Here is a 13,045-nt window from a genome sequence, read left to right on the forward strand (position 1 = left end):
ACGAAGCCGCCGGCCAGCAGCAGCACGGCGACCGGCAGGCCGACGCCGATCCACAGTTCGCCGACCTGCACTTCAAGGGTGCCGCCGGTCTCGGCGAACCACCAGGCGAGGGCGGTGATGGCCGCAAGGGCGGCCAGCACCATCAGGGCACGACGCATCCTGCCCTCCTCAGCCGGCGGCCAGGGTGGCGAGGGCGGCGCGCGCGGCCGCCAGCGCCCGGGCCTGCGCCGACCAATCCGCCATCGCCGCCTTGGCAGCGGGTGGCAGCCGGTCGATCCGCGCCAGCGCCCCGGCGATGTCCCCGGCTTCCAGGGCGCGACGCGCGGCCTCGATCTCCCCGGCGGCGGCATCGCCCCAGACCACCTGTTCGCCGCGCCGCACGGTGACGAGCCCGGACAGGCGGGAAACGGCGGAATCGAGCATGCCCTGGCCTTCGCGGCTGGGCTCGCTGGCCGCCCGGGCGGCGCGCGCGGCGGCTTCGAAGGACAGGCGCAGGCTGGCCTCGGTCGGCGGGGCGGCGGTGGCGTAGCGGGTCAGTGCCTCGGGCGCGCCCGGCAGGGCGGCGAGCGCCGGCCCGAGCGGCTGGCCGGCATCAAGGCGCAGGCGCAGCGCGTCGAAGGCGGCAAGGCGTGTGGCGCGCGTTTCGACGGCGGCAACGCGCGCCTGCGCCGCTTCCAGCGCCGCAAGGCGGGTGGCGAGCTGCGATTCGGCACCGCGCAGGCGGGATTCGAGGGCGGTGGTGGCCGCGGCGATGCGCTCGGCCTCGGCGCGTTCGGCGGCGGCGAGGCGTTCACCCACGCCGCGGGCGAGGTCCTCCGTACGGCGGATCGCCTCGGCATCGGCAGCCTGCTGGCGCGCGGCGACGGCGTCGAGGCGTTCGGATTGCCGGTCGGCGCGGTTGGTCAGCCCCTCCGCGGTGGCGCGCGTGGCGAAGGCCGCCGGGTCGGCCAGCGGACGGGCGAGCGCCTCCCCGGCGCGGGCCTCGGCGGCGGCGATGCGGGCGCTCATGCCCTCGATGCGGCCTTCCAGCGGGCGCAGGTCGGCGGGCGCGGGGATGGCGGCGAGGCGCCGTTCGATGCCTGAGAGATCCGCGGCCGGGCGGGCTTCCAGCGCAGCGAGGCGGCGGTCGAGCGGCGCGATCTCGGGGCCGCGCCGGGCCTCGAGCGCGGCGATCCGGGCCTCCAATGCGGCGATGGTCGCCAGGGCCGGGTTCGGCGGCGGTGCGGGGCGGGGCGTGACCCACAGCCAGGCCGCCGCCAGCACCAGGACCAGCCCGCCCACCAGCAAGGGCAGGGCGGCGGGGTCGAGGAAGCGGCGGATCGGGGGAGTGGGCGTATCGGTCATGCCGGTCCTCATGCTGCGGCGCAATGGCGACGGGGACGGGGTGTATAGCACCGCCGCGCCCGATGGCGCCCCTGCGCCAGATCAAGCGGTGGGTGGACCGAGAAGGGCGGGCAGAAGCGCCGGGTCCGGCCGGGCCGTGATCCCGATCGCCGCCCAGGGCAGCGGGGCCAGGGCCTCGGCGATCCGGGGGCTGATGGTGAGGGCACGGATGCCCCGCGCAGCCTCCGCCAGGCCGGCGCGGCGCAGCAGCGCGATCGTGATGCGCGCCCCGCGGGGGGAGGTGAACAGCGCGGCGGTGACCTCGCCGCGCCGCAATGCCGCCGCGGCCGGCGGCGGCAGGTCGATGGCCGGGGCGGCGGCATAGGCGATGCGGCGGATGACGCGGAAGCCGCGCCCGCGCAACGTCGTTGCGAGCGCGACGCTGTAGCCGCGCCCGACCGCGAGCAGCAGCGGGCCGGCGGCGGGGTCGAGGGTGCTTGCGGCGCAATCCGCCAGGGCGGCGGCGTCGCCTTCCGCCGCGCGGACATCGGTGAAGCCGCGCGCGCGGGCCTCGGCGGCGGTGCCTTCCCCGACCGCGAGCACCGCCAACGGCATCGGCGACAGGGCGCGGGCCGCGGCGCGGGAGGGCAGCAGCAGGGCCTGCGCCACCGGCAGCCGGGCCGGCGGGGTCGCGCGCAGCACCAGGGCCGGGGCGAGGATCGGATCCCAGCCCAACGCGGCGCAGGCAGCGGCGGTTTCGGCCGCACCCGGCTCAGGGCGGGTGACGAGAACGGCGGTCAGGGCGCGGCCTGCATCATGCTTGCTGCGCCCGCCAGGCGGCGGCGATCTCCGCCCCGGTCGCGCTCCAGACCCCGCCGCGGGCGAGGATGGCGTCGAGCATGGCCGCGAAGGCGCGGATGCGGTGCGGCTGGCCCATCAGCCACGGCGTCACGGCGAGCGTCAGGATGCGGCCGTTGCCGGTCGCCTGCGCCTCGGCATCCAGCGTGGCATGGGCGGCGAGGATGGCGTCGGTGAAGTCCTCGGTCGCCATGGTCTGCTGGAACAGCATGCGCTGGTCCGACAGGTCCTGCGGCAACGGCATGGCGGTCAGCGTGCCGGCGGCGGTGGCGAAGGCATAGGGCATGTCGTCATTCGCCCAGCCACTGGTCCAGGTGAAGCCGGCACCGGCGACGAGGTCCGGCGTCCGCGCCGATTCCGAATGGGCGGGGGAATGCCAGCCGGTCACCGCATCGCCGAAACGGTTGCGCAGCAGCGCAGTGGCCTCGGTGATCCAGGCGCGTTCCTCGGCTTCCGCGACACCGCCATGGTGGAGGTGGCCCATGTCGAGACCCGCGCAGGCCGGTTCCCATCCGGCGACGGCGATGTCGTCCATCAGTACGGGATACTCGCGCGCCAGCGCGGCGCTGATCAGCGCGGTGCCCTTCACCCCGCGCGCCGCCATCGCCTTCATCATGCGGTAGATGCCGATGCGGTTGCCGTAGTCGCGCTGCGTGAAGTCCCAGAAGGAGGGATAGGGCCGTTCCATCCCGCCCGGCGCGATGAAGGGCTTGAGCGGCATGTCCATCGGGAAATGCCCGGCATGGACCGCGACCCACAGGGCGATGCGCGCGCCGCCCGGCCAGGTGACTGCCTTCGCCCGCGGCAGGATGCGATACGGATAGCGGTCATGGTCCATCGCCCGCTTGCGGATCGGGTACTGGACGTAGTCGGGGGGCAGGGTCATGGCGTGCCCTCCGCGATCCAGGATTCGTGCGCGGCGAGGTGATGGTCGATGTAGTGCCGGGCGATCTCGCGGCCCGTCGCCAGCCAGACCTTGTCGTGGGCGGTGACGTGGCGCAGCACCTCGTCCAGCGCTGCGATGCGGTGCGGCTGGCCGATCAGGAAGGGGTGCAGCGGCATGCACATCACCGTGCCGGATTCGGCACCTTCCTCATACAGCTGGTCGAACTGCGCCTTGCAGATCGCGGCGTAGCGTTCCGGCGGCGTGTTGCGCATCGCGAGCAGCGGCACGTCGTTGATCTCGAGCGAATAGGGAATGGAGACCAGGCTGCCGGCGCGCGTGCGGATCGGCGTCGGCTGATCGTCATGCAGCAGGTCCAGCGTGTAGAGGACGCCTTCCTCGGCGAGGATGTGCTGCGTCGTTTCGTCGTTGGAAATCGCCGGCGTCAGCCAGCCGTCCAGCGTCTGGCCGGAGGCACGCAGGATCGTCTCGCGGCTGTCGCGGATCACCTCGCGCTGCATGTCCTCGGGCATGTCGTAGAAGTAGCGCGTATTGTAGGTGCCGTGGCTGAACAGCTCCCAGCCCAGTTCGCAGCAGCGTTCGATCACTTCGGGGTAGTGGTCGCAGACCGCGACGTTGAGCGAGACGGAACCGCGCACGCCGTGCTTCGCCATGACATCGGCCATGCGCCAGAAGCCCACGCGGTTGCCGTAGTCGCGCCAGGAATATCCGGCGACATCGGGGATCGGCCGAGGCCAGGGGTTGCGGCGCGGATTGGGCGGCGGGTCGATCTCGTAATGCTCGATGTTCGGCGCCAGCCACACCGCGATACGCGCGCCGTTCGGCCAGGTGATCCGTGGCCGCCGCCGATACGGCATGAAGTCGTAATGGCCGGGCGTCTTGAGCATCGCGGTCACCCCTGCATCCGCTGCACGGCGTCCAACACCCCGGCCACCGGCAGCACCTCGGTGCATCCTACCGCCATGTCGCGGGAATTGGCGAAATGCGGGCCTTCCCGCCGCTCGGCGGCGCCGCATGAAGTGCCGCGCGGATGAGCAGGAGAGCCGACAAACCGATCGGAAAATCAGCAGCGGAATGACCTCCTCCGCACTCTCAATCCCGTGACCCGCATGCCGCTCGCCAGGGGTGATCCGGCGTGGGAGTGTCCCGCCGATCGCAGGCTGAGGCGCGGAGATTCGGGGCATGTCGCTGACGGTTGCGCTGGAACGGGTGGAGTTCCTGCCGCTCGGCCGCGTCACGGACGACACCTCCATCCTGACGCTGCGCTCGCTTGTCTTCGAGCCGCTGTGCCGGTGGCGGGACGGGCGCGTCGGCCCCGGGCTGCTCGCCGCCTGGCAGCACGAGGATGACGGCCGTTGCTGGACCTTCGCGGTGCGTCCCGGCGCTGCCTTCCACGACGGCAAGCCCTGCACCGCCGAGGATGTCGCCGCGGCGATCGCCGCGCATCTGGGCGGCACCGACATGTTCGGGATGGCCTGGCCCTATGCTCGGTATCTCACCGGGGCGCGCATCACGCCGGAGGGTCCCGGCCTGCTGTCGATCTCGACGCCGCGCCCGGTCGCCGACCTGCCGGAGATCCTCGCCGAGTTCTTCGTCATGCGCGCGGCCCTGGACGGCAGCGTCACCATCGGCACGGGCCCCTATCGGGTGCTCGACCACGCGGACCAATCCTTCGCGGTGCTGGAGGCAATGGACCCCGGGCGCGTGCCCCAACGCATCGGCCTGATCGCCGTTCCCAATGCGGAGGAGCGCCACCGGCTGGTCGCGACGGGAGAGATCGAGGCGGCCGCGAATCTCGAGCGCATGGCCGACCCGCGGCGGCGCGCCGGGGATCTGGTCTGGACCACGGCGGCCAACACGCTGTCGGTGATGTACTATCTCGATGCCCGCCGCGGCCCCTTCGCGCATCCTTCCGCCCGGCGGGCGGTGAACTTCGCGGTGGATGCCGGCGCCATCGTGGAGGAGGTGTTCCACGGCATGGGCGTGCTCGCCTCGACCATCGTGAGCCCATTCCATCTGGGGCACCGGGAAGCGCGCATCGCCCCGATCCCCCACGAGCCCGACACCGCGCGACGGCTGTTCGACCAGGCGCGGGTGGATGGCGAGGTCGTGCTGCGCACGCCGCTGCACATGCCCGAACGCGCTCCGGCCATCACCGCGATGGTGGCCTATCACCTCGGCCGGCTCGGCATCACGACGCGTATCGACGCTGAAGCGGACCGCCCCGAATACGCGCACCAGGTCGCGCGCGGGCAGATCGGCGACATGGCGATCTTCGACAGTTCGCCGCATTCGACCTTCCGCGTGCTGAACGACAAGATCTCCTCCACCATCCGCGGCCAGTGGTGGCAGGGCCACGACGATCCCGTGCTGGAACCGTTGATCACGGCGGCGGGCCGCACCATGGACGACGCGGCGCGCGCCGACGCCTATGGCCGCTGCCTGCGCCGGCTGCACGACAACCCGCCCTGGCTGTACCTGTTCCATCCGGTCGAGGCCGTGGCCTCGCGGCCGGGCACGGTGCCGGTCGCGCTCGACCACCGGGGCATACTGTCCTTCGGGACCTGACCGCGGCGGCGGGGCGGACGCCATGCGCGCCTTGTCCTTCCGTAGCACCCGGCGACATGCGATGACGCGGCAGGTGAACGAAAGGCCCAGGCTGTGACGCTGAAGCGATTCGGCGCCGGCGGCGCCCGGGCGGGCTGACGGCGCGATGGGTGACCTCGGCAACGCGTTCTCGGCGGCCATCGGGCTGCTGTCGGGGGCCGACCCGTCGCTGCTGCGCATCGTGCTGCTGTCGCTGGAGGTCAGCCTCGCCGCGCTGCTGATCGCCGCGGTGATCGGCCTGCCGCTCGGCGCGCTGCTGGCGGTGGCGCGGTTCCCCGGGCGCGGGGCAGTGATCGTCGCGTTGAATGCGCTGATGGGGCTGCCGCCGGTGCTGTGCGGGTTGCTGATCTATCTGTTGCTGTCGCGTTCGGGTCCGCTCGGGTCGCTCGGGCTGCTGTTTTCGCCGAGCGCGATGGTGATCGCCCAGGCGGTGCTGATCATGCCCATCGTCGCGGCGCTGGCGCGCCAGGTGCTGGAAGGCATGTGGGAGGAATATGCGGAGCAGTTCCGCTCCTTCCGCGTGTCCACCCTGCGCGCGGTGCCGACGCTGCTGTGGGACGGGCGCTTCGCGCTGCTGACCGTGCTGCTGGCGGGCTTCGGCCGGGCGGCGGCGGAAGTCGGCGCTGTGATGATCGTGGGCGGCAACATCGAGGGCTACACCCGCGTGATGACGACCGCCATCGCGCTCGAGACCTCCAAGGGCGACCTGCCGCTGGCTCTGGCGCTCGGCATGGTGCTGATGGTCATCGTGGTGGGGGTCAACGCCCTGGCGCAGGGGCTGCGCGGCGTTGCCGCGCGCTGGGCGGGCTGATCTACGACGTCGGTTCGGGCTGCGCCGCGTTCGGGAAGAACAGTTGCTCCCCGTTGATCTTGTAGGACGCGATGGCCGCCTGCCCGGCCGGCGAGACGATCCAGTCGATGAAGCGCTGGCCATCCGCCGTCTTCACATGCGGATGGCGCTGCGGGTTCACCAGCATCACGCCGTACTGGTTGAACAGCCGCGCATCGCCCTCGACCAGGATCTTCAACTCCTGCCGATTGCGGAAGGACAGCCAGGTGCCGCGATCGGCAAGGAGATAGGCGTTCTGTGCCGCGGCGGTGTTGAGCGCGGGGCCCATGCCCTGGCCGACCTCGCGATACCACTGGCCGCGCCCTGCCGTGGGGTCGATGCCCGCCTGCTGCCACAGACGCAGTTCCGCCGCATGGGTGCCGCTGCGGTCGCCGCGGCTGACGAAGGGCGCACCGGATTCGGCGATGCGGCGCAGCGCGGCGGCAGTATCGGTCGTCCCGGCGATCTGCGCGGGATCGGCGGCGGGGCCGACCAGCACGAAGTCATTGTACATCACATGGTGGCGCGGTCCGCCGGAGCCCTCCTGTACGAAGCGTTCCTCCGCCGCGCGATCATGCACGAAGACCACATCGGCATCGCCGCGCCGCCCGACATCCAGCGCCTGGCCGGTGCCGAGGGCCACGACGCGCACGGCGATCCCGGTCTCCCGCGTGAAGATCGGCAGGATGTGGCCGAACAGCCCCGACTGTTCCGTGCTGGTGGTGGAGGCGACGGTGATCGACCTGTCCTGCGCGGCGGCCGGCAGCGCGATGATCAGGCCGAGGGCGAGGATTGTTCGGCGCAGCAGCGGCATCCCGGATACTCCGATCGATCAGCGCGGCAGCAGGTCGCCGCGCAGGAACGCCGCCGCCTCGGGCGAGGCGGGGCCGGCGAAGAAAGCCTCGGCCGGGGCCTGTTCCAGCACCCGGCCGGCATGCAGGAAGACGATGTCGCCGGCGAGCCGCCGCGCCTGGCCAAGGTCGTGCGTCGTCATCACGATCTTGGTGCCGCGATCGGCGAGACGGGCGACGATTTCCTCCACCGCGCGCGTCGCGCCGGGGTCGAGGCTGGCGCAGGGCTCGTCAAGGAACAGCACCTCCGCCCCCGTGGCGGCGGCGCGCGCCAAGGCGAGGCGCTGCTGTTCCCCGCCCGACAGCCGCCGCGCAGGGCGGTCCGCCAGCGCCGACAGCCCGACCAGCGCCAGCGCCTGTTCCGCCCGGATCTCACGCTGCTTCGCCGGCACGCCGGCGAGGCGCAGCGGATAGAGGATGTTGGCGATGGCCGAGCGGCGCAGCAGCACCGGCCGCTGGAACACCATCGCCTGGTTCTGTTCCCCGGCGCGGCCCGCCGCCCCCCAGCGGATGCGGCCTTCGGTCGGGTCCAGCAGCCCGTGCAGCAGCCGCAGCAGCACGGATTTGCCCGCGCCGTTCGGTCCGATGATGAGGGTGGGCGCCCCGGCCGCGATGGTCAGGTCGACATCGGCGAGGATCCGCGTCGCCCCGGCGGCGAAGCCGAGGCCCTGGGCGGCAAGCGGGAGAATGGTTGCGGGCGCGCGCATCAGCGTGGCCGCCCGCCTTGCTGGTGTCCGTCGCTTGAAACGTCCATGCCGCTCCCACCCCGTCTTAACCAGATGCGCATGGCAATCCATGCCGTCAACGCGGCAGTTGCTTGACCTGTGCGCAGCATTTGCCGTCCATTGCCGCATGTTGCCGGATGTCCTGACCCTGAAGGAAGCCGCGGCCTGGCTGCGGCTGTCCGAACGCGCCCTCTACGACCTCGCGCGGGCGCGGCAGGTGCCCGCGGCGCTGCTCGGCGGGAAGTGGGTGTTTCCGCGCGCCCTGCTGGAACGCTGGCTGGCGGCGCGGGCCGATGGTGACCAGGCGCCGCATCGCGCCGTGCCTCCCCCGGTGCTGGCCGGCAGCCATGACCCGTTGCTCGACTGGGCGGTGCGGCAATCGGGTTGCGGGCTGGCGCTGCGATCTGGCGGCAGCCTGGAAGGTCTCGATGTGCTGGCGGCTGGGCAGGCGGTGGCGGCGGCGACCCATCTGCGCGACCCCGACAGCGGGGAATGGAATGCGCCGGCGGTGCGGCAGGTGCTCGGGCGCGGCGGGCATGTCGGCATCACCTGGGCGTGGCGGGAACAGGGGCTGCTGGTGGCGCCGGGCAATCCGCTGGGGCTCGCCGCCGTGGCGGATCTGGCGCGGCCGGGGCTGCGCGTGGTCGGGCGGCAGAACCGTGCCGGCAGCCATGTGCTGCTGGTGCATCTGCTGAACGAGGCGGGGTTGCGGCTCGACGCCATCGCCTTCCTGCCGGAGCCGGCCATGGCCGAGGACGAGGTGGCGGCCGCCGTCGCCGATGGGCGTGCCGAGGCTGGCTTCGGCATCCGCGCCGAGGCGATCGCCCGTGGCCTCGATTTCGTGCCGCTGGTGCGGGAACGCTTCGACCTGGTGATGGCGCGGCGCGACTTCTTCGATCCGCCCCTGCAGACGCTGCTGGCCTTCGCGCGCGGCGCGGCGTTCGCGGCGCGGGCGATGCAGATGGGCGGCTACGACGTGGGGGAGACGGGTCGCGTCGCCTTCAACGGCTGAGGGATTGCCGACCCATGCCGCCGCGCGCAGGCTTTGCGCAACGGAGGAACGCGCCCATGACCGACCTGACGATCCGCGAGGTCCGCACCACGCTGCTGCGCTTGCCTTGGGCGGATGACCCCTGGCTCGCGGGCCATGCGCTGGGGCCGATGCGCGACCTGGTGGTGGTCGAGGTCGTCACGCAGTCCGGCATCACCGGCATGGGCTATCTGCATCTGCTGAACCTGCCCTTGCAGCGGACGATCGGCGCCTGCATCGCCGAGGCCATGGCGCCGCGCATCATCGGCCGCGATGCGAGCGCGATCGAGGCGATCTGGCGCGACCTGTGGCGCGCGACGCTGACCGGCGGGCGCGGCGGCGTCGCGATGATGGCGCAATCGGCGATCGACATCGCGTTGTGGGACGTGATGGGCAAGGCGGCGGGGCTGCCGCTGCACCGGCTGTGGGGGCACTTCCGCTCCGAGATCCCGATCTATGGCAGCGGCTGCTTCCGCGGGTCCTTCGGCGACGGCATGATCGCCAAGGCGAAGCACTACGTCGCGCAGGGCTACAAGGCGATCAAGATGCAGGTGGCCATCGTCGGCGACCGGCGCACGGATGCCGACAACGTCCGGCGGATGCGCGAGGCGGTCGGCCCGGACATCGACATCATGATCGACGTGAACATGGGCTGGTCCGCCGATGTCGCGATCACCATGGGCCGCAAGTTCGAGGAATTCGACATCTACTGGCTGGAGGAGCCGGTGACGGCCGACGACTACGCCGGGTACCTGCGCTGTGCCGAGGCGCTCGACATGCGCGTGGTGGGCGGGGAGACACATTTTGGCCGCGCCGACCTCAAGCCCCTGCTGGAGAATCCGCGCATCCCCATCCTGCAGCCCGACCCGATGCGTGGCGGACTGACCGAGTTGCGTAAGATCGCGACCGTCGCCGACACCTGGGGCATGACCATCGCCCCGCATCTGTTCCCCGAGTTGAACGTGCATCTGCTCGCGTCCATCCCGAACGGGATCTGGGCCGAGCAGATGGGCCTGCTGGACGATGTCTTCGTGTCCCTGCCGAAGATCACCAACGGCATGATCACCGCGCCGGAGGCGCCGGGCCATGGCCTGGCCTTCAAGCCGGAGGTGCTGCGCGACTTCGTACTGCGCTGACCCTATGGCGGCCCACTGGACGCGGCACGAGGCCCGGCCCGATCATCGCCGCGACCCAGCCGGAGCCACGCGATGCGCCTCATCCTCGAACCCCTGACCGCCCAGGCCTTCGCACCCTTCGGCGAGGTTCTCGCCGCGCCGGCCGAACCGGGGCGCGTCTATATCGAGGCGACGCTGGACAACCGCCGTGCCCATGCAAAGCCCAGCCTATCCTTCAGCATGAAGGAACCGGCGGCGCTGCCGCTCGCCTCCACGACGATGGAGCGGCACCTGCATTCATCCCAATCCTTCGTGCCGATGGAGGCCGGGCGCTGGCTCGTGCTGGTCGCGCCCCATGGCGCGGATGGCGGGCCGGACATGGCGCGGGCGCGGGCCTTCGCGGCGCGGCCCGACCAGGGCGTGACCTATGGCGCCGATGTCTGGCACCACCCGTCCACCGTCTTTGATCGCACGGCGCGCTTCGCGATCTTCATGTGGAAGGATGGAGGCAGCGAGGATGACGAGTTCGTCCAGGTCGCCCCCTTCACCGTCGCCGAGGGAGCCTGACCGTGCCCTATGAGGTGAAGCGCGATTTCATCGGCTACGGCGCCAATCCGCCCGATCCGCAGTGGCCTGGCGGTGCGAAACTCGCCGTGAATTTCGTGATGAACTACGAGGAAGGATCGGAACCCTCCTTCGAACTCGGCGACGGCCGGACCGAGGCCGGGCTGACCGAAGCACTGGGTGGCAGCCAGGTGAAGTCCGGCCGCGACCTCGCCGCCGAAGGCATGTTCGAATACGGATCGCGCGTCGGTGTCTGGCGGCTGATGCGCCTGTTCCAGGAACGCGGCCTGCCGATGACGGTGTTCGGCTGCGCGCTGGCGCTGGAACGCAACCCGGAAGCCGCCGCCGCGATCCGCGCGGCGGGCTACGATGTGTGTTCCCATGGTTGGCGCTGGGTGAAGCATTTCGAGCTGACCGAGGCCGAGGAGCGCGAGCACATCGCCAAGGCTTTCACGAGCCTGCAGAAGACCTTCGGCGAGCCGCCCGCCGGCTGGTACTGCCGCTATGGCCCGTCCGAGAACACCCGCCGGCTGGTCGTCGAGCATGGCGGTTTTCTCTACGACAGCGACTATTACGGGGAGGAGCTGCCGCTCTGGGTGCAGGTCGAAGGCAGGCCGCACCTCGTCGTGCCCTATTCGCTCGTGAACAATGACGGGAAATACGCCGGCTGGGTGGGCACCTCCGACGAATGGTTCGCCTTCATCCGGGACGCCTTCGACATGCTCTATGACGAAGGCAGCAAGGGCCGGCCGAAGATGATGTCGATCGGGCTGCATATGAGGCTGATTGGCCATCCGGCACGCGCGATGGGGCTGCAGCGGCTGCTCGACCATATCGGGCGGCGGCGCGATGTCTGGGTGACGCGGCGCGTCGATATCGCGCGGCATTGGATGGCGATGCATCCGCATCGGGCGTGACCGGTATGGTGGGTGCTAGGATGCGGGCATGACGACCATTCCCGACCGCGCCCTGGCCGAGGCGCTCGCCCTGGCGACCGATCTCTTCGCACGCCTTGCCGATGCCACGTCGGACCCGCCGGGCATCACCCGTGCTTCCTATGGCGAGGGCGAGGTATTGGCGCAGCGCATCCTGTCGGAAGCGGCGCGGGGCCTCGGCATGGAGGTGGCGACGGACGCGGTCGGCACGCTACGCATGGTGCTGCCCGGGCGCGACCGGTCGCTGCCCGCGGTGACCATGGGCTCGCATCTCGACAGCGTGCCACATGGCGGGAATTTCGACGGCGCGGCGGGTGTCGTCATGGGCCTCGCCATCGCCGCCGCCCTGCGCGCGGCGGGCCGCGCGCCACAGCGGGACCTGCTGGTGCTCGGCATCCGGGCCGAGGAAATGTGCTGGTTCCCCGCCCACTACCTTGGCAGCCGCGCCCTGTTCGGCCTGCTGCCGCGGCACGCGCCAGACACGCTCCGCCGCGTCGATACCGGCCGCACGCTGGCGGAGCATATGGCCGAGCAGGGTCTCGACCCCACGCCCATCCGCGAGGGGCGCGCGCTGCTCGATCCCGCGCGGATCGCCTGCTTCATCGAACCGCATATCGAACAGGGCCCGGTGCTGGTCGAGGAAGGCCTGCCGGTTGCAATCGTCTCCGGCATCCGCGGCAGCCTGCGCTATCCGCAGGCGAGTGCCCATGGCGCGCATGCCCATGCCGGCGCCGTGCCGCGCCGGCATCGCCGGGATGCCGCCATGGCCGCGGTGTCGCTGATCGCGGCGCTCGATGCGCGGTGGTCGCGGCTGGAATCCTCCGGCGCCGATCTCGTCTGCACCACCGGCGTCCTCGCTACCGACCCGGCGCATCACACCTCGACCAAGATCCCCGGCGTGCTGCGCTTCAGCCTTGATATCCGTAGCCTGGATGCGGCGCTGCTGGCCGAGCTCGACGCCTGGCTCGCCGCCGAAGCCGCACGTATCGGCGCGGCACGTGGCGTCGTCTTCGACTTCGGCCCGCCGACCCATGCAGCGCCGGCGCTGATGGATCCGGGACTGCGCGCGCTGCTGATGCGCCACGCGAAGGATGCCGGGGTGAAGGCGCGGGAGATGGCCTCCGGCGCTGGGCATGATTGCGCGACCTTCGCGGGGCTCGGCATCCCCTCGGTCATGCTGTTCTTGCGCAATGAACACGGCAGCCACAATCCGGACGAGGCGCTCGACATGGCCGATGTCGGCGCGGGGCTGGCGGTGCTGGTCCCGGCGGTGGCGGAGCTGCTGGGGTGAAGGCGGGGAGGGC

The 13,045-nt window shown here is 71.5% G+C and carries 13 protein-coding genes; 7 read left to right on the forward strand and 6 right to left on the reverse strand.

Annotation, left to right across the window (positions count from 1 at the left end):
- Window positions 1–168 precede the first annotated feature (168 nt).
- The 4 genes from AC2YHJ_RS26765 to AC2YHJ_RS26780 all read right to left on the reverse strand — a co-directional run bounded on the left by AC2YHJ_RS26765 (window position 169) and on the right by AC2YHJ_RS26780 (window position 3,972).
- Complete coding sequence (locus tag AC2YHJ_RS26765; protein WP_487399243.1) at window positions 169–1,344, reverse strand: hypothetical protein; 1,176 nt, start codon at window positions 1,342–1,344, stop codon at window positions 169–171.
- 81 nt (window positions 1,345–1,425) lie between these two features.
- Entirely contained in the window at window positions 1,426–2,124 is a 699-nt protein-coding gene (locus AC2YHJ_RS26770; RefSeq protein ID WP_487399269.1) for a uroporphyrinogen-III synthase, read from the reverse strand.
- 13 nt (window positions 2,125–2,137) lie between these two features.
- The gene (locus AC2YHJ_RS26775; RefSeq protein WP_487399244.1) at window positions 2,138–3,067 is read right to left on the reverse strand and encodes a polysaccharide deacetylase family protein; all 930 of its coding nucleotides are present in this window, start codon (window positions 3,065–3,067) and stop codon (window positions 2,138–2,140) included.
- The gene (locus AC2YHJ_RS26780; protein WP_487399270.1) at window positions 3,064–3,972 is read right to left on the reverse strand and encodes a polysaccharide deacetylase family protein; all 909 of its coding nucleotides are present in this window, start codon (window positions 3,970–3,972) and stop codon (window positions 3,064–3,066) included. The genes AC2YHJ_RS26775 and AC2YHJ_RS26780 overlap by 4 nt, the downstream gene beginning before the upstream one ends.
- Window positions 3,973–4,267: 295 nt before the next feature.
- Between AC2YHJ_RS26780 and AC2YHJ_RS26785 the strand changes: the two genes are divergently transcribed.
- On the forward strand, window positions 4,268–5,653 hold the full coding sequence (locus AC2YHJ_RS26785) for an ABC transporter substrate-binding protein (protein WP_487399245.1): 1,386 nt from the start codon (window positions 4,268–4,270) through the stop codon (window positions 5,651–5,653).
- 145 nt (window positions 5,654–5,798) lie between these two features.
- A complete protein-coding gene (locus AC2YHJ_RS26790) occupies window positions 5,799–6,503 on the forward strand; it encodes an ABC transporter permease (RefSeq protein WP_487399246.1) in 705 nt (234 codons plus the stop codon).
- A 1-nt stretch (window position 6,504) separates the two neighbouring features.
- Here the strand turns inward: AC2YHJ_RS26790 and AC2YHJ_RS26795 are convergent, their stop codons facing one another.
- Together AC2YHJ_RS26795 and AC2YHJ_RS26800 are read right to left on the reverse strand one after the other, a co-directional pair.
- Window positions 6,505–7,335 (reverse strand): ABC transporter substrate-binding protein, encoded by an 831-nt coding sequence (locus AC2YHJ_RS26795; RefSeq protein ID WP_487399247.1) that lies wholly within the window; start codon window positions 7,333–7,335, stop codon window positions 6,505–6,507.
- An 18-nt stretch (window positions 7,336–7,353) separates the two neighbouring features.
- On the reverse strand, window positions 7,354–8,079 hold the full coding sequence (locus AC2YHJ_RS26800; protein ID WP_487399248.1) for an ATP-binding cassette domain-containing protein: 726 nt from the start codon (window positions 8,077–8,079) through the stop codon (window positions 7,354–7,356).
- 145 nt (window positions 8,080–8,224) lie between these two features.
- Here AC2YHJ_RS26800 and AC2YHJ_RS26805 point away from each other — a divergent pair, with 145 nt between their 5' ends.
- The 5 genes from AC2YHJ_RS26805 (at window position 8,225) to AC2YHJ_RS26825 (ending at window position 13,032) form a co-directional block, all read left to right on the forward strand.
- Window positions 8,225–9,109, forward strand: coding sequence for a substrate-binding domain-containing protein (locus tag AC2YHJ_RS26805; RefSeq protein ID WP_487399249.1), 885 nt, complete (start codon window positions 8,225–8,227; stop codon window positions 9,107–9,109).
- A 56-nt stretch (window positions 9,110–9,165) separates the two neighbouring features.
- The gene (locus tag AC2YHJ_RS26810; RefSeq protein ID WP_487399250.1) at window positions 9,166–10,263 is read left to right on the forward strand and encodes a mandelate racemase/muconate lactonizing enzyme family protein; all 1,098 of its coding nucleotides are present in this window, start codon (window positions 9,166–9,168) and stop codon (window positions 10,261–10,263) included.
- A gap of 72 nt (window positions 10,264–10,335) precedes the next feature.
- Window positions 10,336–10,809 carry an ureidoglycolate lyase gene (locus tag AC2YHJ_RS26815; RefSeq protein ID WP_487399251.1) on the forward strand — a complete coding sequence of 158 codons (474 nt, stop codon included), beginning with the start codon at window positions 10,336–10,338 and terminating at the stop codon, window positions 10,807–10,809.
- Between the two features lie 2 nt (window positions 10,810–10,811).
- Window positions 10,812–11,723 (forward strand): polysaccharide deacetylase family protein, encoded by a 912-nt coding sequence (locus AC2YHJ_RS26820; protein ID WP_487399252.1) that lies wholly within the window; start codon window positions 10,812–10,814, stop codon window positions 11,721–11,723.
- 28 nt (window positions 11,724–11,751) lie between these two features.
- A complete protein-coding gene (locus tag AC2YHJ_RS26825) occupies window positions 11,752–13,032 on the forward strand; it encodes a hydantoinase/carbamoylase family amidase (RefSeq protein WP_487399253.1) in 1,281 nt (426 codons plus the stop codon).
- Window positions 13,033–13,045 lie beyond the last annotated feature (13 nt).

The sequence above is a fragment of the Roseomonas sp. SRI_022 genome, from assembly GCF_057586215.1.